The sequence below is a fragment of the Vibrio sp. B1FLJ16 genome (genome assembly GCF_905175385.1).
In the GTDB taxonomy this organism is placed as follows: Bacteria; Pseudomonadota; Gammaproteobacteria; order Enterobacterales; family Vibrionaceae; genus Vibrio.
This window is the reverse complement of sequence record NZ_HG992749.1, coordinates 1,063,842-1,089,573: the sequence shown is the minus strand read 5'-3', so window position 1 is coordinate 1,089,573 and position 25,732 is coordinate 1,063,842. Positions and strand designations below refer to the sequence as shown.

Sequence of the window (25,732 nt, the reverse complement as noted above, 5' to 3'; positions counted from 1 at the left end):
TGATTTGACTCCAAATTCAACTCACGGTGGCTTGTGCAAATACGAATATGTGTCGGGATAAACTCATCTCAACGAGAACTTAAAGCAAACATGTTCGAATTTCCGCAATTTTCTAAGCACTCTGTAAAAAATGATGTGCTCTCAGGCTTAACCGTCGCACTGGCATTAGTACCTGAAGCTGTCGCATTCGCGTTCGTAGCTGGCGTGGATCCAATGGTTGGTCTTTACGCAGCATTTATTGTTGGCCTTATCACCTCTATTTTTGGTGGTCGCCCTGGTATGATTTCTGGTGCAACAGGCGCTATGGCTGTTGTAATGGTATCTCTTGTTGCCAGTCACGGGGTTCAATACCTGTTCGCAGCCATAATGCTCGCAGGTATTCTGCAAGTCGCAGCGGGTCTTTTCAAGCTAGGCAAGTTTATCCGTATCGTTCCACATCCAGTGATGATCGGCTTCGTAAATGGCCTAGCAATTGTTATCTTCCTGGCTCAGCTAGGTCAGTTTAAAGCTCCAGATATCAACGGTATACTTACTTGGTTACCACAAGACCAAATGATACTGATGCTTGGACTGGTTGCACTGACCATGGCAATCATCCATTTCTTACCAAAAATTACGACTGCAGTGCCTTCTTCGCTGGTTGCGATTGTAACGGTTACCGCATTAGTCGTTGGTTTGGATCTCGAAACCCGTACTGTTGTAGACTTCCTGCGCTCTATGTCAGGTGATGAAGCAGCAACATTGGCTGGCTCTCTGCCAACGTTCTCTATTCCAATGGTTCCTTTCACGCTAGAAACGCTGCAAATCATTCTACCTTACGCAGTAATCCTTGCTGCTATCGGTCTGATCGAATCACTACTGACTCTGACAGTTCTCGATGAGATGACTAACACTCGCGGTCAGTCAAACCGTGAATGTATCGGCCAGGGTATGGCAAACATGACGTGTTCTGTGTTCGGTGCAATGGGTGGTTGCGCGATGATTGGTCAGTCAATGATCAACGTAAACTCAGGCGGTCGCGGACGTCTTTCTGGTATCGTTGCAGCCGTGGCGCTTCTGATGTTCATTCTGTTCGCTTCATCACTAATTGAAATGATCCCATTGGCTGCACTAGTGGGTGTTATGTTCATGGTCGTGATCGGCACATTTGAGTGGGCTACATTCAAACTTGCTCGCCGCGTACCAAAACAAGATTTCTTCGTTATAGTTCTTGTAACTGTCGTTACGGTACTTACTGACCTAGCGGTAGCAGTAGCGGTAGGCGTGATTGCTTCTGCACTGATGTTTGCATGGCAACATGCTAAGCACATCTACGCAGATACCTGTCTGAACGAAGAGGGTTCAAAAGAGTACAAAATCCATGGTCCTATTTTCTTTGGTTCTGCCGCGAATTTCCTTGAGCTGTTTAATGCTCAAAATGACCCTAAAGATGTGATTGTCGACTTTGCTGACTCACGTGTTACGGATCACTCTGCAATAGAAGCGATTGAAACACTTGCGGAGCGTTACTCTGCTATTGGTAAAACGCTTCACCTTCGCCACTTAAGTCCGGATTGTCGTAAGCTACTCGACAAAGCAGGCAGCCTGGTCGAAATTAACGTGAAAGAAGATCCAAGCTATAAAGTTGCAACCGACCTTTTAGCCGGTTAATACTATCGCTATAAACAAAAAGGGATGAGCATCGCTCATCCCTTTTCCTATTGTGCGTATATTTAACAACTCATACTAAACGCGTCAAAGCTTCTTCAAAATCGCTTCAGAAGCCTCTTCAATTAAATCCAGCACCAATGTGAAGCCAGCGGCTCCGCCGTAGTAAGGATCGGGAATTTCTTCATAATCTGAATTCGAATGACTGAGAAACAACGATACTTTATCACTGTGTTCAGACGGACAAATATCCAGTAAATCCGCTAAATTCGCTCGATCCGCGGCTAAAACCATATCGAAGTTTTCAAAGTCTTTGCTTTTCACCTTTCGGGCTCTAATACCTTTAAACGAGTAACCCCTTGCTTCTCCCGCCGATTTAGCCCGTGGATCAGGGGTCTTCCCTGAGTGATATCCAATTGTACCGGCAGAATCAATTTTTACTGAGATACCAAGCTCCTTTGCTTTTGCTCTCAAAACCGCTTCTCCTGTGGGTGAGCGACATATATTACCCATACATACAACAAGTATTTTCTTCATTCTAATCCCTGATATTTTCACGGTTTTTCTTCGCAAATACATGCTCTATCATAACGACATCAAATGAGTAACCCAAGCTGTTCTATGTTTAGAACAGGCCATAATGGAATGAAGATACGATTATGTCTCAAGACGCATACAAAGAAGCACGTCATAAAGCTCGGCAGCAAAAAGTCAAACAGCAAGTAGATGCGAAAATTGCAGCAGCTCAAGAGGAAAAAGGCCTGTTACTCATTATCACTGGCAATGGTAAGGGCAAATCAACCTCTGGTTTCGGCACCATTGCTCGCGCTGTAGGACACGGCTTAAATTGCGCAGTCGCTCAATTTATCAAAGGCACGTGGGAAAACGGCGAGCGCAACTTGCTAGAAAAATTAGGCGTAGAATTCCAGGTCATGGCAACTGGTTTTACTTGGGAGACCCAAAACAAAGCCGCAGATACAGAAGCTGCTCAACTTGTCTGGCAAGAGTGCAAACGCATGCTGCAGGATGAATCCCTAGACGTCGTCCTGTTTGACGAGCTTACCTACATGGTGAGTTATGGCTACATCGATTTAGATGAGGTGGTAGACGCGCTGAACAATCGTCCTAAGATGCAGTCCGTCGTCATTACAGGCCGCGCAGCGCATCGTACACTGATTGACATGGCTGATACGGTATCAGAAGTAAAGAACGTCAAACACGCATTTGAGTCAGGTGTGAAAGCGTTAAAAGGCGTGGATTGGTAGAAAGCTATATACTAGGTGAAAGGGCCTAGGATCCTAGGCCCTTTATTTCTTTAAGTTAATTAAAAAGCCCTTTAATTAAACTATCTACTGCTTCTTTCGTTTTCTCGTCTTTGATCTTGTCAGTTAACTTCTCTACGCCACGATCAATCTCTTTCTGTGCTTTCTGTTTGAGGACATCATCGAATACCAATTTGAATTTCGGATCTGCCCACTTGCCAGATACATTGATTGGAATCGTGATGTCCTTCAGCTCGTCGATATCCTTACCGCCCTGTCCTTCCAAGGTACCAACAATGGACGTGCTGATCGTAAAGTCGACAGTCTCGTTGATGTAATTAGCTTTACCGTTACCACGCACACGCAGCAATGGAGACTGTGCCTGCAAGTTGTCAGTCGTCACCAAGCCTTTATTTAACTTCAGGGTTGCTGTCATTGCACTGAAGTCGGTTTTCTTAGCCTCGGTAGTGCTTTCCACCTTTTGCCCTTTGAACTTCGCATAGTTTTCACGAATTAGCTGAGCAACGTTAATCCCGTTAACAGCACCATCAGCAAAATTGATGTCTACCGTTCCCACCAGATTCTTTTTGATTCCGCTAGGAGTCAGGCTGTTACCTTTTACGTTAATGCCGATATTACCTGTTCCTTCGAGCTTATCGTTTTTAGCAACATCTACGAGCAGTGGCTGGACATGAACCCCTTTAATTGTATTTTGCACTGTGTATGTTGCTGGTGACTTAGTCGCATCCAGTTTCGCTTTTGCACTGATCGTACCTTGGTACAATTTCGAATTAAATGCAGTTAAGTCGAAAACCCCGCGATTGATAGTGAAGCTCGCATTCACCGCTTGCATTTTCGCATTCGCTGCTTTGAAACTGTCAATCGTGATATCACCTTTTAAGTCTACTGTATTAAGCGCCGACAAATCAGGTTCTTCTTCCGTAACTGTTGATGAACTATTACTACCTGATCCAGACGTTTTATTACCTGATGCAGATTTTTCGCTATCAGCTTGTTGGTCTAACCCAAGAAATTCATCCAAATCGATGTTAGGACTATGTAATGTAAAACGCACTTTTGGAATATCACCCAAAGTAACATCTGCCTTACCGTCTAGCTCGATTGCGTTTGCCGTTAGCTTATCCAGAACAAAGCTCAAATGGCTTTTGCTCAGGTCAAAAGATAAATCAGAGAGCATATCTATCTTCATTGGAGATTGAGGTAGCGCATCGCCTTCCAATGATGAATTGAAAGACAGGTTGTCCAACTGAACCTTACTGATCGCTTTGTCGACACTCAGTTGACCGCCGCCCTGCATATCCAATTTCATTGCAGAAACGGTGCCTTTCAAGGCGTAGCTTAAATTGTTTACTTTATCGAACTCAAAAGTATCCAAACTGATATTGGCAGATTCTATATTATTGTCAGGAGCAACATAGGTCGCATCAAAGTTGATGTTCTTCAGCGCATAGCTTGCAAGGCCTTTTTCTAGCTTAAAATCCGCTTTACCCTGAGCTGTAAATTTCTGGTCATTTAAGTCTCCCTTCAAACCAAAATCCGCGATTGTCCAATTGTCAAAAGCAAACTCAGAGAGATTTAAAGTAATATCATAAAGCTTGGCATAGCTACCCGCTTGCTTATCCTGGATTTCAAGAGAACCGTTCGATACCGTTACGCCAGCCAGATTAATGCCCCATTCAGAGCCCCCTTCCTGCTTTGAAGCACTTTGTTCCGACTCAACCTCATCGGTTTGCTGAGATTGCTGCGCTTGCGTCAATGCGTCAGTGTTCTTGCTGCCATCTTGCTTGGTTTCCAGATAGAACTGCGCACCATCTAAAGTGACATTACCAATTTCCAACTTCTTACTGAATAGAGGAGTAACGGAGACGTCAACGCTCACGGTATCCACTTTGAACAGATTTGGCTGACTGAAACCTTGAGGATTTCGAAGTTCTGTTCTGCCTAGTTCAAGGCCAATAGATGGGAAAAATTTCCAGCCAAGATCCCCCTCAATAACTAGCTCCAGCCCTGTTTGTTCTTGTACCTTTTCAACAATTAGAGGCTTGAATTGATTAGGGTTAACAAAAATTGTAAGAGCTAAAATAGCTCCAACAACTAACACGATTGGTATCGCAACAATTAAGAGCAGTTTCTTCATTTGTTTTTCCTTGCTCGTGTGTTTTTAAAATTATACTCGTTGATTTATTCTACCGCTGACAGTTCCGTGAAAGCGTGAAAATTATCCATTTTTATATTGCAACTGACTAATTTAAAAACAAAAAAAAGAAGTGACACTTAAAGTGCCACTTCTTTTCACAAAAATAAAGTGATATAGGCTTAAGCTTTCAAAAGTCTTGCAATGTGAGCTTTAAGTACATCAATGGCAATACGGTTTTTACCACCACGTGGAACAATGATGTCCGCATATTGCTTAGAAGGTTCAATAAACTGCATGAACATCGGGCGAACGGTTTTTTGATACTGTTTCAGTACTGAGTCCATCGTGCGGCCACGCTCTTCAACGTCACGCTTAACACGGCGAAGCAAACAGATATCTAATGGTGTATCCATAAATACCGTTGCATGCATCAGGTCTCGTAAACGCGGATCAGTAAGAAGAAGGATACCTTCCAGAATGATTACCTTTTTAGGCGTCATTGTAGACGTATTACTCGTTCTTGTATGGTCCGTGTAGCTGTACTCAGGTACTTCAACTGCTTCGCCACGAACCAACTTCTCAAGGTGCTCACACAACAGATCGTGATCCAGTGCACTCGGGTGATCGTAGTTAGTCTTTACTCGATCTTCCATGCTTAGGTGGCTTTGGTCGTTGTAGTAGCAATCTTCAGTGATAACACCGATTTGGTGATCGCCTACTTTCTCGCGAAGCTCGTTATATATGGTTCTCGCGATAAGACTTTTTCCAGAAGCGGAAGCGCCGGCAATACCTACAATGACGCATTGATTATTATCAGACATTAATTTGCACCCGATGATGATTTCTAGTGACGTAAAAAGATAAACTGCCTGATTATAGGGAGTTCACCTCTTGGTTACTAGCTGGAATTAGAGTTTAGTTGTAAGTTTTTCGTTACCGAAAGGATTAACTTTCAGGCGAACGTTAAAACGCGCAACTTTCAACCATTATTCTTAACAAGTTAAGTATTAATTCACCATTGTAAAATTAATTGCATCTGGCTTAGCTTTGCCTTGCCAAAACATCGTGCTACAAACTTTATCGGCTAGCTGCTTGTAGTAAACAGCATGCTCGCTGTCCGGTCGTCTGGCTACTGTCGGTATTCCTGCATCAATATCCTCACGCATAGAAATATGCAAAGGAATTTGCCCCAACAATGCTAACCCGAATTCTTGGCACATTTTTTCAGCGCCTCCCATGCCGAAGATATGCTCTGTCGCTCCACATTGACTGCAAATGTGATAGCTCATATTTTCGACTACACCTAAGACTGGCACATTAACTTTATTAAACATTGCCGCACCTTTGCGGGCATCTGCCAAGGCTAAGTCCTGAGGTGTCGTCACCAACACCGTTCCGGTAACCGGAATCTGTTGCGACAACGTAAGCTGGATATCGCCTGTACCCGGTGGCATGTCTATAACCAAGTAATCCAGTTCAGGCCAATCCGTTTCGGTTAATAGCTGAGACAAAGCCTTCGAGGCCATAGGCCCACGCCAGATTGCAGCTTCCGACTTATCGACTAAATAACCGATAGAATGAGTATAGATCCCATGTGCAAAAATAGGCTCCATCCATTTTGCATCTCGCACTTCTGGTCTAGCATCTTCTTGCCCAAGCATCATAGGCACCGAAGGGCCGTATATGTCGGCATCGAGCAGCCCCACCTTTGCACCTGAATGAGCAATCGCAAGCGCCAGATTGACTGCTGTGGTTGATTTACCCACCCCGCCTTTTGCCGAACTGACTGCAATAATGTTTTTTACGCCTTTTACAGCGTTAGTAACGTGCGTCTCCAGAGCTTTCACACTCTGTTCAATATTGAACGGAAACTCGGGTACGCTACCTGAAGCTTGTTGCTGTTTTATCCAATCATGTAATGCAACTGGAAGCTCATTGCTTGAAAACGGCAACGTAATATCTACCTCACCCTGAGCAGTGATGCTCAACGCACCGTGAATATCTGCCCAACCCTCCACCAATTGTGGATGCTGGAATTGGTTAAACCAATGACAAAAATCTTGTTTTGAAGTGAACTGATGCATAAGCCCTCCTTTGAAGCACCATGCTACCACTGACCAGTCAGAACCAGAACCCTAAAAAAACTAAGGCATTCCGCACTTTGACACCTTGGAGTTAGGGAGTTCATGGGGTAGTATTATCCATCAAAAATTTTTATACCTATCAAGAAAAGCGAATATTAAGTATGGCAAACGATCCAAGACCTCTTTCTTCAAGAAAAATGCTGGTAACTTGTGCCCTTCCGTACGCTAACGGTTCGATTCACCTTGGTCATATGCTTGAACATATCCAAGCAGATATCTGGGTTCGTTACCAACGCCTACGCGGCAACACTGTAAACTTCATCTGTGCTGACGATGCTCACGGCACGCCAATTATGCTTAAAGCGCAACAGATGGGTATTACTCCTGAAGAAATGATTGCCGCAGTTAGCGAAGAACACCAGAAAGACTTTGCTGGCTTTGATATCAGCTTTGATAACTACCACAGCACGCACTCAGATGAGAACCGCGAGCTGGCTTCGCACATCTACCTTGAACTGAAGAAAAACGGCTTTATCTCCAGCCGTACAATCTCTCAGTTGTTCGACCCAGAGAAAGAAATGTTCCTACCGGACCGTTTCGTAAAAGGTACGTGCCCGAAATGTAAGTCTGAAGACCAATACGGTGACAACTGTGATAACTGCGGTGAGACTTACAGCCCGACTGAACTAATCAACCCTAAATCTGCTGTTTCTGGTGCGACGCCAGTAATGAAAGATTCTGAGCACTTCTTCTTTGACCTGCCTCAGTTTGAAAGCATGCTAAAAGAGTGGACTCGCTCCGGCTCGCTGCAAGCTGAAACTGCAAACAAGATGCAAGAGTGGTTTGAGTCTGGTCTTCAACAGTGGGACATCTCGCGTGATGCGCCATACTTTGGCTTCGAGATCCCGGGCGAGAAAAACAAGTTCTTCTACGTATGGTTAGACGCGCCTATCGGCTACATGGGCTCTTTCAAAAACCTATGTAACAAACGTGACGATCTGGATTTCGACGAGTACTGGAACAAAGACAGCAAAACTGAACTATACCACTTCATCGGTAAAGACATTGTTTACTTCCACAGCCTGTTCTGGCCAGCAATGCTAGAAGGCTCAGGTTTCCGCAAGCCTAACAACGTATTCGTACACGGTTACGTAACGGTGAATGGCGCGAAAATGTCGAAGTCGAAAGGTACGTTTGTGAAAGCAAGCACTTACCTAGAGCACCTGGACCCAGAATGTCTGCGTTACTACTACGCAGCGAAGCTAAACAGCCGCATTGATGACCTGGATCTTAACCTTGAAGACTTCACTCAGCGCGTAAACGCTGACGTTGTTAACAAGATCGTTAACCTTGCATCACGTAACGCTGGTTTCATCGCAAAGCGTTTTGAAGGCAAGTTATCTGACAACTTTGCAGAGGCTGAGCTATACAACGAATTTGTTGCTGCTGCTGACCGTATCGCTGAGCTTTACGAAACGCGTGAATTTGGCCGAGCTATTCGTGAAATCACCGCGCTGGCAGACAAAGCAAACCAATACGTTGACGAGAAAGCACCTTGGGTTGTCGCAAAGGAAGAAGGCAAAGATCAGGAACTACAAGAAATCTGTTCTGTAGGCATCAACCTGTTCCGCGTATTGATGACTTACCTGAAACCAGTAATGCCAGCACTTGCTGCACGCACTGAAGCGTTCCTAAATCAGGAGCTGACTTGGGAAAACATCTCTGCGCCACTAACCGGTCACGAGATCACTAAGTTCAAGGCTCTGTTCAACCGTATTGATCCTAAGAACATCGAAGCGATGATCGAAGCATCAAAAGAAGATGCAGCAGCAGAAATGGCAGCAAAAGAAAAAGCTGAGGCAGAAAAGAATAAAGCTAGCCAAACTGAGCTAGATAAAGATCCAATCGCTGAAGAGATTGAGTTCGATGCTTTCGCCGCAGTTGATATGCGTATCGCTCGCATCATCTCTTGTGAGGAAGTGCCAAAGGCAAACAAACTGCTTAAATTCCAATTGGATATCGGTGGTGAAACTCGCCAGGTGTTCTCAGGTATTAAGTCAGCGTACAAACCTGAAGAGCTAGAAGGCAAGTTGACTGTAATGGTCGCAAACCTAAAACCTCGTAAGATGAAGTTTGGTATGTCTGAAGGTATGATCCTGGCAGCAGGCCCTGGTGGCAGCGATCTTTGGATTCTTGAGCCACATGAAGGTGCTCAGCCTGGTATGCGCGTAATGTAGTCAATTCTTTTAAGACTTACTCGATAAAATCCCCGCCATCAATGCGGGGATTTTTTGATCACTTTCACATTATCGGGCATTTGACGCACCAACAATGTGCAACTCATTCATTATTAACCTATAAAACCTTGTTTATATAGAATTTGAGCCAGGTACAAATTTTGCTTATCTACCTTTGCTAGGGCTAAAAGACTAACAAGGAGTAGTTATGTTTGTTTTGATTTCGACATTTCTGTCTATCGCCATCCTCGCAGGTATCTATCATCTTTCCGCGAAACGCGAGCAGCAGCACGCAAGTAAATATCAGCTTCTCACACTGTTGCGCGAAATCGTACACCTGCTTCGCCGTCACCGTGCCGCAACACACTATTCTCTTCAATTTAAACAGAACAAACAGGCAGAAATAGAAGAACTCAATGAGGTATTAACCCAGAAACTGCATTCTCTGGTGGAATCATCTCGCTTTGAAAACAAGCCTATGTACCGTGTTTTACAAATCAAGATTGAAAAAATGTTAGAGCAGTGGCAGGACGCCAGCGTCGCCCGAAATCAGATGGATCACGGCAAGCTCATTCGCCATTGCTTATTCTTAATGGATGAAGTCACTATTGCCTGGTTAGCAGCAGAACAACGCGATGAACTTCACGATGAGTACCATATGAGCTGGCAAAGCATCATAGATAATTTGGAGACCTTAACTCAATTACGAATCTGCATCAGAGACTTTGATGATCATGCAGAAAATGAACGCTTAAAGAATATCGCCTCTGTTATGTTGCGTAAACTCAATCAGTTGGCGGTGATCGCTCCACTTAGTATCGCATCACCTGTAGCCGTACGTTCTATACAGTCTTTACACGACTACGTTGAAGGAAGAACCACAGGGCTTAATGAAGAGCAGCTTTATAACATTACTTCAGACTTATCTTTAACCATTTTTAATACGTACGACCATGTTCTCTCTACGATTGTCGAAACACTTTACTTACCGTTACCCAGACTCACATTAGCGTAAAGTTTTTAGGATGGTTCATCTGGTAGTAGCAACAAAAAACCGCAGCCTGAAAACTGCGGTTTTTGCTTAAATGAATCAACATCAACTCTTAGCTGTCATCTTCAGTGAAGCTGGTTGGCAGTTCCTTTTTCATCTCGTTCCAGATAAGCGCACTGTCGATACCGTAATGACGAATCACAACTGGGAGCTGTTCACTCTTTGTACCTTCACAAGTATCCAGAAGCTGACGATAGAACTTTAGTGCAAGGTCACGAGAGGCAGGGTTTAAGAAATAGTAACTACCTACACGGTCATACAACTTCTTCAGGCCATTAAAAATAAGACCGTAGATCTGGTTGCCGGAATGAAATGCTAAGCGTTGGAAAAGCATGTAATCGTAAAAGTTGAACGTTTTAGCGATAAGAATCTCTTGGCGCTTCTGTTCATCTTTCTCGTTCTCTTCTTTAACGTTTTGCAGAACTTTATCAGCATACGGTGAAGAAGCGATAAATTCATCCCAAGAGGATGCATTCACAAGCGCTTCACAAGACTCGATAACGTTCTTAATGGTTCGCTCAGAGCTCTCTTTGTTAACTTTAAACGCATAGCGCATAAAAATTGGACTGATATTTGTACGTGCAGCAAGCAAATCTTCTACAATATTCGTTGCATTATCTACATCCAACGTCATCAACGTATCCAAAATATGCAGACCTGATGTCTCCATAAACTGATTCACTTTTGTTGGCTTACCGTGTTGGATTGTCAACCAACCATCTCGAGCCAGTCGCTGCAGCACCTCTCGTAACGTAGTTCGAGTAACACCAATCAGTTCAGACAGCTCACGCTCAGCAGGTAAAATAGAGCCAGGTGGAAAACGGCCGTTCCAAATGCTCTCGATAATATACTTCTCTGCAAATCCAGCAGGGCTTTTCGCCTTTATGACCATTATTTATCCAATATTGATTTCTGAGGGTCGATATTACTCATCATACCACTAGTTCAGGGTTTGAGAAAACTTACGATTGACAATTGAAACATACTTATTATAGAGCATAAACTCTATTAAATGTCTCAAACGTGAACCATTAATGGCTCATTTATAACTATTAAAAGCAATATTTTAATGAAAATATCCTGGACATACCTTGGGTATTAATAACGGAAACTTGATCACATTTTTATATTCAAAATATGAAAAATTACTTTGTATTTTTTCAAAAAAAATTTCAGTTAAAATATCTTTTCCTGTCACTTGTCATCATTTAGGACTCTAAAAGGCGTTTTTTTAAACTTTAGTGATACAATAACGCTCGTCTGATCGCGTTATTGCAATAAAAAGGTTTTTTAGTCCGTAGCAAGAGTCTTTTGTTATTGACTAATAGAAACCTGAGTGTAGAGTTTGCGGTCGAAAGTGAGCGGTGCTTAAGTTCAAAGGAAGTAACTTGGCAATACTACAATAAAGCAAAGGATTGTTGTTTTACTGGGTTACTGTTTTAAAAGGCTAATTAATAAGCCTAACAAACAGATACTTATGCACTATTTTGTAGTGTCCATTCATAAATATATAATAAAGAGATTTACCATGCCGATATCGCTCGGAAACGCTTTTATCAAGAACTTTCTCGGTAAAGCGCCTGACTGGTACAAAGTTGCCATTATAGCCTTCTTAATAATTAACCCTCTTGTATTCTTTTTTATAAGCCCTTTTGTCGCAGGATGGTTGTTGGTTGCTGAATTTATTTTCACACTGGCTATGGCATTAAAGTGTTACCCATTGCAGCCAGGCGGTTTACTTGCTATCGAAGCCATCGCTATTGGCATGACCAGCCCAGCTCAGGTGAAGCATGAATTAGTGGCGAATATCGAAGTATTACTACTTCTAATATTCATGGTTGCAGGCATCTATTTCATGAAACAGCTTCTGCTGTTCATTTTTACCAAAATACTACTCGGCATACGCTCAAAAGTACTCCTATCACTTGCATTCTGTTTTGCCGCAGCATTTCTATCCGCTTTCCTCGATGCATTGACAGTTATCGCCGTAGTTATCAGTGTCGCTGTCGGTTTCTACTCGATTTACCATAAAGTCGCTTCAGGCAGCCCTATCGGCGACCATGACCACACGCAAGATGACACCATCACAGAGTTGACTCGTGATGACTTAGAGCAATACCGCGCATTCTTACGTTCATTGCTTATGCACGCTGGCGTGGGTACCGCACTTGGCGGTGTGACCACAATGGTAGGTGAACCGCAGAACCTTATCATTGCGGATCAGGCAGGCTGGTTCTTTGGCGAGTTCCTGATTCGTATGTCACCAGTTACGATACCAGTACTTTTCTGCGGCCTTATCACTTGTGCGTTAGTAGAGAAACTCAAAGTCTTCGGTTACGGTTCTGAACTGCCAAACAACGTTCGCCAAATTTTGGTGGATTACGACCAAGAAGAGCGTAAGACACGTACCAAGCAAGATGTTGCGAAACTTTGGATTCAGGGTTTTATCGCGGTGTGGCTAATCGTTGCTCTTGCTCTTCACTTAGCCGCTGTGGGTCTGATTGGTCTTTCCGTTATTATACTTGCGACATCTTTCACTGGTGTGATTGACGAACACTCAATGGGCAAAGCGTTTGAAGAAGCACTGCCTTTTACCGCCCTGCTTGCAGTTTTCTTCTCGATTGTTGCCGTGATCATCGATCAAGAGCTATTTAAACCTGTCATCGATGCTGTACTTGCTGTTGAAGATAAGGGCACACAGCTTGCGCTGTTCTATGTCGCAAACGGCTTGTTATCCATGGTTTCAGATAACGTATTCGTCGGTACTGTTTACATCAACGAAGTAAAAACGGCTCTTGTAGAAGGCTTGATCACTCGCGAACAATTCGACTTATTGGCTGTGGCTATCAATACAGGTACAAACTTACCTTCAGTTGCAACGCCAAACGGACAAGCAGCGTTTCTATTCCTGCTTACCTCAGCCATTGCACCGCTAGTTCGCCTTTCTTATGGTCGAATGGTTATCATGGCGCTGCCATATACTATCGTACTCGCATTGGTAGGCCTTATGGGTATTATGTTCTTCCTCGAACCAGCGACGGCTTCTTTCTATGAGGCGGGGTGGATATCGGCGCACAGTGGTGAATTAACCGCTCCAATTTCGAGTGGCCACTAAAAATTTAAGTTGATTAAGAAACTTATAAACGATAAAAAGCTCTGAGTAATCAGAGCTTTTTCTATTTTCAGACAGGATTGAAACCGTGAACATTTTTAGATCACTTAACCAGTTTTCCAAGGGGCGCTTATCTTGGCTGCTTCTCCTATTGTTTGTCATTTTCTTTGAAGCATGTGCCCTCTACTTTCAACATGTCATGATGTTAGCACCATGTGTAATGTGTATTTATGAGCGAGTTGCGATGCTGGGAGTGGGAGTTGCTGCGATAATTGGGTTTATTTCTCCAAGTAACCCACTGTTCCGTTGGTTGGGTCTGATTACATGGGGATTCAGCGCTTTCAAAGGATTACTGCTTGCATCACAGCATGTAGATTACCAGTTCAATCCATCGCCATTCGCAACCTGTGATCTGTTCGTTACCTTCCCAGACTGGGCACCACTGAACCGATGGGCTCCTTGGATGTTTGAAGCTTATGGCGATTGTTCTAAAATCGTATGGCAGTTCTTAACATTATCAATGCCGCAGTGGTTAGTCGTCATTTTCGCTGCGAACTTAGTGTTCTTGGCTTTTGTCGTGATAGCTCAGTTTTTCCCGGCAAAACGCAGCAACCCGATCCGCTAGTTCAGATACAACGAAGCCGACCAAATGGTCGGCTTTTTCTTTTAAACTTGATGATTACTTACCACAGCATTGTTTGAACTTCTTGCCACTTTCACATGGACAAGGATCGTTACGTCCAACGCCTTTAAAAGGGTTCAAACTTTGCGACTTGTTACCGACCATCAGTGCGTCAGCACCCAATGCTACTTCACCGACCATTAAATCTAACTGTTCGATAAGATCGCCCAATGCAGGAGGCGTTTCAATACCCGCATCTCGCATATGCTGCTGAGTAGCCTCTTCATCTATCGCTAGCATCATTGTCGTTAGAAGCGCTTGCAACATACGTTGTAAGCCATCGTTGAGCTCTACATCCTGCCACTGCTCTTCAATCAATGACCAAACGGACATAAAACCTTCAGCGAAATCAGCCAACTGCTCTGGAGCTTTGTCGGTTAGTTCAAGCACCGAGTATTCATTACGTAAAATTCGGTTGTGCTGCTTGTGAATTTGCTCTTCAACAGCAGGTTGAATAGTCTTAAAGTGTTCACCTAAAAGTGGCTCTAACCAAGTTTCCGGAGCTAATGGTTTGGTTGTTAAGTTGGCGGCTAATACCGCGCCTTCAATAAACAGCGAAGATTCATCTAGCTGAACTTCACCTTTTTCAATCAATGTATATTGCATCACATCTGGTTTCCCGTGAATTTGTCTGCATTATACCCCGAAGATTGACCTCAAGTAACCTTGGACTAAGCGGTTGAACGCTCTAACTTACCGAGTCTTTTAATGACAAAGCTCCGTTACATCGCTACAATCGCCCTCCTTTTTAAAACAGTATTAGGCAAGCTATGCGAGTTGTATTAGGCCCAATGGAAGGCGTGCTAGACCATTTGATGCGCCAAATTTTGACCGAAATAAACGACTATGACCTCTGTGTGACTGAATTCGTTCGAGTGATCGATCAGCTACTGCCAGATCACGTCTTCCATCGCTTGTGTCCTGAGCTTCTACAAGGTTCTCAGACTGCATCTGGCGTTCCTGTACATGTGCAGTTATTGGGTCAGGAGCCTAACTGGATGGCAGAGAACGCAATCAAAGCTGCCCAGCTTGGTGCCCACGGTATCGATATCAACTTTGGTTGCCCAGCTAAGATGGTCAACAAAAGCAAAGGTGGCGCTGCGCTATTGCAACACCCAGAACTGATTTACCAAGTAGTAAAAGCTTGTCGCGAAGCCGTACCTGCCGAGATCCCCGTTAGTGCGAAAATCCGTCTTGGCTGGGAAAACCCTGAAGACTGTTTTGAAATTGTGGATGCGATCCAATCCGCCGGTGCAAACGAGCTGACCGTTCATGCCCGAACCAAACAAGGTGGCTATAAAGCATCAGAGATAAAATGGGAATACATCACTAAAATCCGTAAACGATTTAGTATCCCTTTAATCGCTAATGGTGAAATCTGGAACTACGAAGACGGGCAACGCTGTATTGAAACCACGGGGGTTGATTCTCTGATGGTCTGCCGCGGCGCTTTTAATATCCCAAACTTGGGCAATATGGTGAAACACAACCAACAGCCAATGTCCTGGCCAGAAGTGGTAGAACTGCTGATTTACTATTCTAAGTTTGAAATGAAAGGTGATAAAGGGTTGTACTACCCTAACCGGGTTAAACAGTGGTTCGCATACCTTCGTCAGGCTTACCCGGAAGCACAAGAATTGTTCCGCGAAATCCGTACGTTCAATAAAGCGGCACCAATTGTTGAACACATCCAAAGATATCAGGACGCATTGATCGAAGCTAATTCACAAGTCGCTTAATTAAACTAAGTTCGAGTTAATTCCTCCATCAAAAGAGCGAATATACGCTCTTTTGACTGGTTCACTAAATTGCCTCACATTACTCATTTCCAGTCATACAAAGCCGTCATTCTAAAAGCCAGACTTTACTGCTCAGTCCTTCGATATCTACTGAAAGGTTATTCTTATAATTAATAGTTTTGCTTGGCTCTAGTAGATCCGTTAAGTGTTTAACATTCAAACCTAACTGCCAGAGTGGTAAATCAGTTCTAATCGCCTCCCCCTTCATATTTATTACGATTACTACCGCTTCCTTACCAAGTTGTCTTGCATACACTAATGTGCCATCACCACAATCTAACCACTGTAAACTGCCGGACTGCAAACTCGGGAACCGTTTACGGATAGCAATCCAATGTCTGTAACTATCCAGCCAGCACATCTTTTCTTTATTCTGCCAAGGGAAACAACGCCGATTATCCGGGTCAAGGCCACCTTCCAGTCCGACTTCATCGCCGTAATAAATGCAAGGCACTCCCACGTAAGTCATCAGCAAGGTGAGTGCGATATGCATTTTTTTCTCGTCGCTTCCAACCAGCGTAAGGAACCTGGCAGTATCGTGACTATCAAGCTGGTTGAGTTGCGACAACTGATTCGCAAAAGGAATCTTTGCTCTGGCTTCATCCATCCAATGTTTAAACTCTAACGCATCTATTTTGATTGGATCGTACATGATATCTTGATTCGCAATAAAAGCTCTTACCGGGTGAGCAAAGCCGTAATAATTCATCGCCCCGTCTTCTTGTTCACCCTGTAGCCATTGAGTCGCCTCAAAAAAGTGCTCTCCCAGTACATACGCATCGGGGTTTACTGATTTTGTTGCCTGCCGGAAAGCCTCAACATAGTGCGCGTTGTTCTTGGCTCCCTCGCCTTCGCCTAACATATGAATCACGTCAAAGCGCCAGCCATCTACGGAATAAGGTGGCTTCAACCAGTATTTAATCACTGATTCATCCCCCTGATAAATGTAATCACGTATCTTTTCATTGTCGAAGTTCAGCACAGGCAGGCTACTGATCCCCTTCCAGCCAATATAATTGTCACTGTCACCTTCAAAAAAGTAAAAGCTACGATACTTAGATTTCGGATGGCCATAAGCCCCTTCGCCTTCCATTTTCATATCGAACCAAGGGTGATGGACAGAGGTATGATTAAACACTGCATCTAAGACAATTTTCATTTTCTTCGCACGTATCTTTTCACACAGCTGAGCAAATTGTTCATTGCTGCCAAACATAGGGTCTACGGTGAAGTAATCTGTCGTATCGTATTTATGATTACTTGGAGAACAAAAAATCGGATTAAGGTACAAGGCGGTTACACCAAGGTTTTCAAGGTAGTCTAACTTCTGTTCGACCCCTTTTAAGTCACCACCAAAGAACTCCTTACTTCCGGTATTTTGATGACTTCCTACTTCCTCTCCCCACGACTTTACAATCGCTTCAGGATTGTGGGTAGCATAACCCTGACGAATCGCTTGCTCATCTTTACTCGCGGAAAATCGATCAGGAAAAATCTGGTAGAAGACTTGTTGTTGAACCCACTCTGGCGGCTGGTTTTTAACATTCACCTTAAAGTGGAACTCTTTCGGTGGCACGCGCTTTTGTACACCTAGTCCATCCAGCCAGAACTGCTGCTCTTGCCGAACCAATTTAAAGACATAATGAGTCACATCTCTGTCTTTGTTAGGTTTGAATGTCGCTTGCCACAATTTAAGCTCCCCAACCGTACCTACAGGCTGCATCTCCGTCAGAAACTCTTCGTTGTCAGGCTCTGAGCGCACGTAAACCGCATCAAAGATGATATTTTCTGTCTTGAGAAATACCGTGATCTTATCTTGGTCAAATGACAGACCATCAGGTGTCTGGCTATGGAAAATAAAAGGAAGGGCCATGGCAAATACTCCTTAAAGGGCATACGCAATGACATTACTATAGGTTGAAAAAATAAAAATCCTCCTTGAGACGCTGCAGGCCAGCAACAATTCGCAAGGAGGATCACACTTGGTAGGCGTAGTTAGAATCTGTTTATCTTTCTAGATTAGTTTAGTAACAAACTATCGTCAGACAGCTCCTCACCACGTACTTTAGAGAACATTTCGAGCAAGTCAGGAACTTGCATATCCGCTCTTTGCTCACCCGCAACATCCAGTACGATTTCGCCCTGATGAAGCATCACGGTTCTGTCACCACACGCCAGTGCATCTTTCATTGAGTGTGTAACCATCATTACAGTCAAATCAAACTCATTCACAATGCGTTTGGTCAGGTCGATGACAAATGCGGCCATTCGTGGGTCTAGAGCGGCAGTATGTTCATCCAGCAAGAGCAACTTACTTTCCGACAACGTTGCCATAACCAAACTCACGGCTTGTCGTTGCCCGCCTGATAGCAAACCAATGCTGTCCCCTAGCCTATCTTCTAAACCTAAACCAAGAATACTAATGCGCTCCTGGAACAGTTTGCGGCGTTTAGCGGAAAGTGCCAGTCCCCAACCACGTTGCTTTCCACGCATGTAAGCAAGTGCCATGTTTTCTTCTATGCTCAGTTCACCACAGGTACCAGCCAGTGGGTCCTGAAAAACTCGCGCACATTGAGTTGCACGTTGAGCTACCGTTTGTCGGGTAACATCTTTACCATCGATGATTACTTGGCCTCCAATCATCGGTGTCTCACCAGTCACAGCGCCAAGCAGAGTTGACTTCCCCGCACCATTCGAACCGATGACGGTAAGGAACTGATGTTCAGGCACTTCAAGCGATACGCCTTTCAGCGCTCGGTTTTCTAAAATCGTTCCCGGGTTGAACGTCACTTGGATATTATTGAGTTCAATCATACTGCCTCCCCTGAACCATTTTTCGATGCAGCCTGTTTAGCACTGGTAACTCGTTGTTTCGCTTTCATACGTTGCTTTAGTTTTGGCGCAATTAGCGCTGCTGCAACCAGAACAGCCGTCACTAAGTTGAGATCCGATGCCTGAAGACCAAACATACCGGAACTCAGTGCAAACGCGACCGCCAGGCGGTATAGCACCGAGCCAACGATAACAGCTAATACCGCTACCCAAATTTTTCGGCCCGGAATCAAAGTCTGACCCAAAATTACCGCGGCCAAGCCGACAACAATGGTACCAACACCCGATGTAACGTCCGCGAAACTGTTGGTCTGAGCAAACAATGCCCCCGCAAAGCCAACAAATCCGTTCGACAACGCCAAACCAAAGAAAGTGTAAAAACCAGTACTGGCCCCCTGAGCAGAGACCATTCTTGCATTAACGCCTGTCGCTCTCAGGCCAAGGCCAAAGTCACTATTAAGAAGACGAACGACAAAAAATGCAGAGAATAAAACCAGCAGCCCTACCACAAGTGGACGAATGTACATTGGGTCGCCCATCGCTTCAAAAGGAGTAAGTATTGTCTCTTCCCCAAGCAGCGCCATATTTGGCTTGCCCATAATACGAATATTGATGGAAAACGCTGCAATCATGGTAAGAATGGACGCTAAAAGATGCAAAATCCCGCAACGAACAGCAAGAAACGCCGTTACCCAGCCAGTCATAGCACCAGCGATAATGGCCATCCCTGTAGCAATCCAAGGGTTAATACCGGCAACGATAGCGGTAGCAGCAACAGCAGCCCCCATGGGGAAACTACCGTCGACACTTAAGTCGGGAAAATCGAGGACACGAAACGTGAGATACACTCCCAATGCAACCAGCCCATAAATCAAGCCAATCTCGAGAGCGCCAAAAAATGCGAATGCAGACATAAAACGGCTCCTTTCTGCATGTTCAGATCAATAACAAGATCTGAAATTAAGACTTCTAACCTAATCAGGGATGCATTTATCTTCAAAGCAACTTAGCTGAGTAATACGGTGCTCAACCAAGCTTGTTGTTATTAAGTCACTTAAGAAAAGTAATAAGCCAATAGCTGACTTATTACCTTCAAAGATTTGCCTAACTTGAGTGGATAAATATATTTTCGTCCCAAAAAAGTTACTTATTGCATGCTTGTAGCACGTTCAACCACTGAGCCAGGTAGTTGGATACCCAGTTTAGAAGCTGCTTCAGGATTGATAACCAAATCCGAACCCTTTGCTACTTTTACGTCTAGCTTGCCCGGCTCCTGACCACCAAGAATAGCAGCGACATAGTCAGCGGTTTGAACACCAACCTGGTAGTAGTCAAAGCCAAGGCCGGCAATAGCGCCTTTTTCTACGTATGATGTAGCTCCGCCAAACACTGGTGTCTTAGCCTGATTAGCCGCAACAATCATACCTTCAATTGCGCTTGCCACTGTGTTGTCTGTTGGTGCATAAATGATGTCAGATTTTGCAGCGATAGCTTGTGTCGCCGATTGAACGTCTGCACTTTTCAAAGCCGTCGCTTCCACTACTTCAATGCCCTGAGCAGCGGCGCTGACTTTTAAAAGCTCAACTAAGGTTACGGCATTCGCTTCACCCGGGTTAAAGACAACACCGATGCTTTTAACTTGAGGCAGGATTTCCTGAATGAGCGCTACATGCTGAGAAACTGGCGACAGGTCAGAGAGGCCTGTTACGTTTTGTCCCGGTTGTTCCATCGTTTTCACCAACTTCGCACCAACAGGATCAGTAACCGCTGTGAAGACAACTGGAATAGAGCGAGTCGCTGAAACCAGGGCCTGAGCAGAAGGTGTTGCGATACCGACTAAAACATCCGGGTTTTCGCCGACAAACTGACGAGCGATTTGCACTGCAATTGCCGGGTTGCCTTGTGCTGTTTTGTAGTCAAACTCCAGATTTTTTCCTTCTTCATACCCTTTCGCTTTAAGGCCATCCAGTAACCCCTGACGGGCTGCATCCAATGCCGGGTGTTCAACAATTTGCGATACTGCAACCGTAGCGTTCTTAGCTAGGGCACCAGCAGATGAGAGAACGGCAGTCGCAGATAAGATAGCGGTGGCAAGTAAATGTTTCGTTTTCATCATAACTCCTTGATGTGTCTTCATCCTTGTTCTGCGAGCATTGAGTTCATCGTGGGGCTCGCAAGTCCAAAAGTGAAAAAGTAGTGTTGTGTTTGTACTTTCTTTTAAAACAATCGTGCACTTCTTGTGCATCTCATTTTTATTATTACTACTAAGTCCCGGTAAAGAAAAGAAACATTTAACACCAAAACAACATTTGTGATCACGGAAGAGTAATCTGTTGATATACGTAACTCTAATTAAATTCTTGCTAGTGAATATGAAGGTAGAGAGAGAAGAGAGATGCGGATGATTACACCGGATAATGGATATCAGGCACAAAAAATGGAGTGGCTTTCGCACACTCCATTTTTCTCTGATGAACGACCGCTAGTCAGAACCAACGCTCTAATGCAGACTTATCCAGCTGGCGAAAAGCACGATTAAGAATGACCGCCAGCTCCTTATAGCGTGGTTTGGTCTTGATAGGTTCTAATGCAAATCCGCTCTCGACAATCTTTTGATGCAGCTCTCGATACCATGAGGCAAGAGAAGGAGGAAGTTTAGTGTTAGAGCGGGTACCCAACCACCAGATTCCCTGTAGCGGCAAACTGATCGCGAACAGCGCAACGATAATAGATTGAGGCAATGCGCCATAATTATTGAACGCCATCTGAGTAAGAACGCTAATAGCAGCGACGGCAGGCATCACTTTAATACCAAAACGTGTAGCCTTAATAATACGCTGCTCTGGAAATACCGCACCCAGCTCTTTACGAACCGGCCAGATCTCCATGTAGTTTTGGCCATCTTTCAGGCTATGGATTAATCCGACTTTATTACTCATACCAGCCTCTCACTAAAATAAAGTTGAATAGTTCAACTGAAGGTGCAAAAAATTGATGAAAATTAATATTCTTTCAAATTTTTTTTGTTATCATTGCCCATTATCGCTATTCTTTGCAGGCTCTCAATCTCATTGTTGCCGTTATTTACAATTTAAGCAACTATGAGGCAACTATCTGCAAGGAACGCGTCATCGTGATGATCAAGCTCATCACTATATCTTTATATGGAATTCGAACAATTTTTGACCAGGATTAGTACGCAGCATCGCTGCTATCGTCTATTCTTGTGATGAATTTTTGATCCTTTAACTGATTTTTTTATCAGACGAATAACAGGTAGTCACACATGTCTAAGCTAGTTTTAGTTTTAAACTGCGGTAGTTCTTCTCTTAAATTTGCTGTTGTTGATGCCGAGAACGGCGACGAGCATTTATCAGGTCTTGCAGAATGTCTTCACCTTCCAGAAGCGCGCATCAAGTGGAAACTTGATGGTAAACACGAAGCTCAACTAGGTGAAGGTGCAGCACACGAAGAAGCACTAGCGTTCATGGTAGAAACTATTCTTGCTTCTAAGCCAGAGCTTTCTGAGAACCTGGCAGCTATCGGTCACCGCGTAGTACACGGCGGCGAGAAATTCACTCAGTCTGCACTTATCACTGACGAAGTACTAAAAGGTATCGAAGACTGTGCAACACTAGCACCTCTTCACAACCCTGCACACATCATCGGTATCAAAGCAGCTCAGAAATCTTTCCCAGCACTTAAGAACGTTGCTGTGTTCGATACTGCTTTCCACCAAACTATGCCTGAAGAGTCTTACCTATACGCTCTTCCTTACAACCTGTACAAAGAGCACGGCATCCGTCGTTACGGCATGCACGGTACTTCACACCTGTTCATCACTCGTGAAGTAGCAAACATTCTTGGTAAGCCAGTTGAAGAAGTTAACATCATCAACTGTCACCTAGGCAACGGTGCTTCAGTATGTGCAGTTAAAAACGGTAAGTCTGTAGATACTTCAATGGGTCTTACTCCACTTGAAGGTCTAGTAATGGGTACTCGTTGTGGTGACATCGACCCAGCTATCATTTTCCACCTGCACGACGCGCTGGGTTACTCTGTTGAGAAAATCAACACGATGCTAACTAAAGAGTCTGGCCTATTGGGTCTAACTGAAGTGACTTCTGACTGTCGTTTCGTTGAAGACAACTACGGCGCTAAAGAAGAAGCAACACGTGCAATGGACGTGTTCTGTCACCGCCTGGCTAAGTACGTAGCTGGCTACACTGCTTCTATGGACGGTCGTCTGGACGCTATCACTTTCACTGGTGGTATCGGCGAGAACTCTGGTCCTATCCGCGAACTAGTTCTAAACCGTCTTGGTATCTTCGGTATCGAAGTTGACGGTGAAGCTAACCTTAAAGCACGTTTCGGCGGCGAAGGTACTATCACTACAGCGAACAGCCGTATCCCAGCAATGGTAATCTCTACTAACGAAGAGCTTGTTATTGCTGAAGACACTGCGCGCCTAGCAGGTCTTTAATGAACTAACTGGCTAGCCAAATGGCTAGCCAGTTTTTCTTCTAAAGAGCTTTCTTTAGGGGCTCAGATCCTATTCTTTGAACATCCTGGAATAAGAATTGAGCTTTTATCTCTTTCAATAGCAAAGGTACTCTACGAATGTCTCGTACTATTATGCTTATCCCTGCAAGTGCTGGTGTTGGTTTAACTAGCGTAAGCATGGGTGTTCTTCGCGCAATGGAGCGCAAAGGCGTTAAAGTTTCTTTCTACAAACCGATCGCTCAACCACGTTCTGGTGGTGATCAACCGGATCTGACTTCAACTATCGTTGGTCACAACAGCGATATGAAGATTGGCGAGCCTATGGCGATGTCCGTTACTGAAAGCCTAATCGGTAACGACAAGATGGACGAGCTACTGGAAACTATTGTAGAACGTTACAACCAAATCAATAAAGATGCAGATGTAACGCTAATCGAAGGTCTGGTACCAACTCGTAAGCACCCATTCGCTAACCAAGTGAACGCAGAAATTGCTGCAACACTTGGCGCTGAAATTGTTCTGGTAGCAACTCCTGGTACGGACAATCCGGCTCAGCTTAAAGAGCGCATCGAAGTGGCATGTTCAAACTTCGGTGGTACTAAGAATAAAAATATCTCTGGCGTTATCATTAACAAGCTGAACGCGCCTGTTGACGAAGCTGGCCGAACTCGCCCTGACCTGTCTGAGATCTTTGACGATGCAGACAGCGCGAAGCAAAACGAAATGAAAGTGATGGAAATCTTCAACACTTCTCCAATTCGTGTACTAGGCTGCGTGCCGTGGAGTATTGATCTGATTGCGACTCGTGCAATCGATATGGCCAAACACCTTAAAGCTACCATCATTAACGAAGGTGACATTAAGACTCGCCGTATCAAGAGCATCACGTTCTGTGCACGTTCTCTGCCAAACATGATTGAGCACTTCAAACCTGGCTCTCTACTTGTTACTTCTGCAGACCGTCCAGATGTAATTGTTGCCGCTTCTCTGGCTGCAATGAACGGTGTTGATATCGGTGCAGTACTGCTAACTGGCGGTTACGACATTCCAAAAGAAATCGAAGGTCTGTGTAAGCCAGCATTCGAAACTGGCCTGCCAATCTTCAAAGCGCAAGGTAATACTTGGCAGACATCTCTGAACCTACAGAGCTTTAGCATTGAAGTACCTGCGGATGACAGAGAGCGTATCGAGTTCATCAACGAGCACGTTGCTGGTCACATCGACGGTAACTGGATCGAGTCTATGACTGAAGGTACTCAGAAGTCTCGTCGTCTGAGCCCACCAGCATTCCGCTACCAATTAACTGAGTACGCTCGTAAAGCAGGTAAGCGTATTGTACTTCCTGAAGGTGATGAGCCACGCACAGTGAAAGCTGCGGCTATCTGTGCAGAGCGCGGCATTGCAGAGTGTGTACTTCTAGGTAACCCAGAAGAGATCAAACGCGTTGCAGCGCAGCAAGGTGTTGAACTAGGCGCAGGCGTAACGATCATTGATGCAGATTCCGTTCGTGAAAACTACATTGCTCGTCTAGTTGAGCTACGTGGCGCGAAAGGCATGACTGAAGTTGTGGCTCGTGAGAAGCTACAAGACTCAGTATTCCTGGGCACAATGATGCTTGAGAACGACGAAGTTGACGGTCTGGTTTCTGGTGCTGTTCACACAACGGCGAACACTATCGTTCCTCCGTTCCAAATCATCAAGACTGCACCTAATGCGTCTATCGTATCTTCAGTATTCTTCATGCTTCTGCCTGATCAAGTACTGGTCTACGGTGACTGTGCAATCAACCCGGATCCAACAGCAGAGCAACTTGCTGAAATCGCTATCCAATCTGCAGACTCTGCAGCAGCGTTCGGTATTGAACCTCGCGTAGCAATGATTTCTTACTCTACTGGCGAATCTGGTAAGGGTGCAGACGTAGATAAAGTACGTGAAGCAACTAAACTGGCTCAAGAGAAACGTCCTGACCTTATCATCGACGGCCCTCTACAGTACGACGCAGCTATCATGGAAAACGTTGCCGCTTCTAAAGCGCCTAATTCTCCAGTAGCTGGTAAAGCGACTGTATTTGTATTCCCAGACCTAAATACTGGTAACACAACTTACAAAGCGGTACAGCGTTCAGCAGACCTAGTATCTATCGGTCCAATGCTGCAAGGTATGCGCAAGCCTGTAAACGACCTATCTCGTGGCGCGTTGGTAGACGATATCGTGTACACAATCGCACTGACAGCTATCCAGGCAGACCAAGAGCAGAAGTAATTCTAGCCTGTCTGACTGCTAAATAGCTCAGTAGATAAATAGCAAAGCCCTCGATTCGTCGAGGGCTTTTTATTTAACCTCAGCTCGGGATAAGAAAGTCTAT

The 25,732-nt window shown here is 44.5% G+C and carries 20 protein-coding genes; 9 read left to right on the top strand and 11 right to left on the bottom strand.

All coding sequences use genetic code 11. The annotated features are described in order from the left end of the window. Positions 1 to 90: 90 nt before the first annotated feature. Complete coding sequence (locus KHN79_RS05005; protein WP_182008196.1) at positions 91 to 1,650, top strand: SulP family inorganic anion transporter; 1,560 nt, start codon at positions 91 to 93, stop codon at positions 1,648 to 1,650. Positions 1,651 to 1,734: 84 nt separating this feature from the next. On the opposite strand, the gene KHN79_RS05000 is transcribed toward KHN79_RS05005, so the two are convergent. Next, entirely contained in the window at positions 1,735 to 2,184 is a 450-nt protein-coding gene (locus KHN79_RS05000) for a low molecular weight protein-tyrosine-phosphatase (protein WP_182008197.1), read from the bottom strand. 122 nt (positions 2,185 to 2,306) lie between these two features. Between KHN79_RS05000 and cobO the strand changes: the two genes are divergently transcribed. Next, a complete protein-coding gene (cobO, locus tag KHN79_RS04995; RefSeq protein ID WP_182008198.1) occupies positions 2,307 to 2,912 on the top strand; it encodes a cob(I)yrinic acid a,c-diamide adenosyltransferase in 606 nt (201 codons plus the stop codon). 55 nt (positions 2,913 to 2,967) lie between these two features. Here cobO and KHN79_RS04990 read toward each other — a convergent pair whose 3' ends face one another. The 3 genes from KHN79_RS04990 to apbC form a co-directional block, all read right to left on the bottom strand. After that, a complete protein-coding gene (locus KHN79_RS04990) occupies positions 2,968 to 5,067 on the bottom strand; it encodes an AsmA family protein (protein WP_182008199.1) in 2,100 nt (699 codons plus the stop codon). A 179-nt stretch (positions 5,068 to 5,246) separates the two neighbouring features. Beyond that, positions 5,247 to 5,888, bottom strand: a complete 642-nt coding sequence (gene udk, locus KHN79_RS04985) for a uridine kinase (protein WP_182008200.1) — start codon at positions 5,886 to 5,888, stop codon at positions 5,247 to 5,249. 186 nt (positions 5,889 to 6,074) lie between these two features. After that, the gene (gene apbC, locus KHN79_RS04980; protein ID WP_182008201.1) at positions 6,075 to 7,151 is read right to left on the bottom strand and encodes an iron-sulfur cluster carrier protein ApbC; all 1,077 of its coding nucleotides are present in this window, start codon (positions 7,149 to 7,151) and stop codon (positions 6,075 to 6,077) included. Between the two features lie 161 nt (positions 7,152 to 7,312). Here apbC and metG point away from each other — a divergent pair, with 161 nt between their 5' ends. Together metG and KHN79_RS04970 are read left to right on the top strand one after the other, a co-directional pair. Next, positions 7,313 to 9,388, top strand: a complete 2,076-nt coding sequence (gene metG, locus KHN79_RS04975; RefSeq protein WP_182008202.1) for a methionine--tRNA ligase — start codon at positions 7,313 to 7,315, stop codon at positions 9,386 to 9,388. Positions 9,389 to 9,596: 208 nt separating this feature from the next. Next, positions 9,597 to 10,403: a hypothetical protein gene (locus KHN79_RS04970; protein ID WP_182008203.1), complete on the top strand. Its 807-nt coding sequence runs from the start codon at positions 9,597 to 9,599 to the stop codon at positions 10,401 to 10,403. An 88-nt stretch (positions 10,404 to 10,491) separates the two neighbouring features. Here KHN79_RS04970 and fadR read toward each other — a convergent pair whose 3' ends face one another. Then, positions 10,492 to 11,331, bottom strand: a complete 840-nt coding sequence (fadR, locus tag KHN79_RS04965) for a fatty acid metabolism transcriptional regulator FadR (RefSeq protein ID WP_182008204.1) — start codon at positions 11,329 to 11,331, stop codon at positions 10,492 to 10,494. 636 nt (positions 11,332 to 11,967) lie between these two features. On the opposite strand from fadR, the gene nhaB reads away from it, so the two are divergent. Together nhaB and dsbB are read left to right on the top strand one after the other, a co-directional pair. After that, positions 11,968 to 13,554 carry a Na(+)/H(+) antiporter NhaB gene (gene nhaB, locus KHN79_RS04960; RefSeq protein WP_182008205.1) on the top strand — a complete coding sequence of 529 codons (1,587 nt, stop codon included), beginning with the start codon at positions 11,968 to 11,970 and terminating at the stop codon, positions 13,552 to 13,554. A gap of 85 nt (positions 13,555 to 13,639) precedes the next feature. Then, positions 13,640 to 14,176 (top strand): disulfide bond formation protein DsbB, encoded by a 537-nt coding sequence (gene dsbB / locus KHN79_RS04955; protein ID WP_182008206.1) that lies wholly within the window; start codon positions 13,640 to 13,642, stop codon positions 14,174 to 14,176. A gap of 54 nt (positions 14,177 to 14,230) precedes the next feature. On the opposite strand, the gene KHN79_RS04950 is transcribed toward dsbB, so the two are convergent. After that, entirely contained in the window at positions 14,231 to 14,839 is a 609-nt protein-coding gene (locus tag KHN79_RS04950) for an SEC-C metal-binding domain-containing protein (RefSeq protein WP_182008301.1), read from the bottom strand. Between the two features lie 164 nt (positions 14,840 to 15,003). Between KHN79_RS04950 and dusC the strand changes: the two genes are divergently transcribed. Further along, complete coding sequence (gene dusC / locus KHN79_RS04945) at positions 15,004 to 15,972, top strand: tRNA dihydrouridine(16) synthase DusC (RefSeq protein WP_182008207.1); 969 nt, start codon at positions 15,004 to 15,006, stop codon at positions 15,970 to 15,972. A 106-nt stretch (positions 15,973 to 16,078) separates the two neighbouring features. Here dusC and malZ read toward each other — a convergent pair whose 3' ends face one another. From malZ to yfbV, 5 genes are all read right to left on the bottom strand, one after another. Next, complete coding sequence (gene malZ, locus KHN79_RS04940; RefSeq protein ID WP_182008208.1) at positions 16,079 to 17,905, bottom strand: maltodextrin glucosidase; 1,827 nt, start codon at positions 17,903 to 17,905, stop codon at positions 16,079 to 16,081. Between the two features lie 146 nt (positions 17,906 to 18,051). Next, entirely contained in the window at positions 18,052 to 18,846 is a 795-nt protein-coding gene (locus KHN79_RS04935; RefSeq protein WP_182008209.1) for an ABC transporter ATP-binding protein, read from the bottom strand. Further along, a complete protein-coding gene (locus KHN79_RS04930; protein ID WP_182008210.1) occupies positions 18,843 to 19,778 on the bottom strand; it encodes an ABC transporter permease in 936 nt (311 codons plus the stop codon). The genes KHN79_RS04935 and KHN79_RS04930 overlap by 4 nt, the downstream gene beginning before the upstream one ends. A gap of 233 nt (positions 19,779 to 20,011) precedes the next feature. Continuing rightward, the gene (locus KHN79_RS04925; protein WP_182008211.1) at positions 20,012 to 20,977 is read right to left on the bottom strand and encodes an ABC transporter substrate-binding protein; all 966 of its coding nucleotides are present in this window, start codon (positions 20,975 to 20,977) and stop codon (positions 20,012 to 20,014) included. Positions 20,978 to 21,350: 373 nt separating this feature from the next. Then, positions 21,351 to 21,803, bottom strand: a complete 453-nt coding sequence (gene yfbV, locus KHN79_RS04920; protein WP_182008212.1) for a terminus macrodomain insulation protein YfbV — start codon at positions 21,801 to 21,803, stop codon at positions 21,351 to 21,353. 347 nt (positions 21,804 to 22,150) lie between these two features. Between yfbV and KHN79_RS04915 the strand changes: the two genes are divergently transcribed. Together KHN79_RS04915 and pta are read left to right on the top strand one after the other, a co-directional pair. Continuing rightward, positions 22,151 to 23,347, top strand: coding sequence for an acetate kinase (locus tag KHN79_RS04915; RefSeq protein WP_182008213.1), 1,197 nt, complete (start codon positions 22,151 to 22,153; stop codon positions 23,345 to 23,347). A 137-nt stretch (positions 23,348 to 23,484) separates the two neighbouring features. Continuing rightward, positions 23,485 to 25,629, top strand: a complete 2,145-nt coding sequence (gene pta / locus KHN79_RS04910) for a phosphate acetyltransferase (protein ID WP_182008214.1) — start codon at positions 23,485 to 23,487, stop codon at positions 25,627 to 25,629. The last annotated feature ends 103 nt before the right edge of the window (positions 25,630 to 25,732 follow it).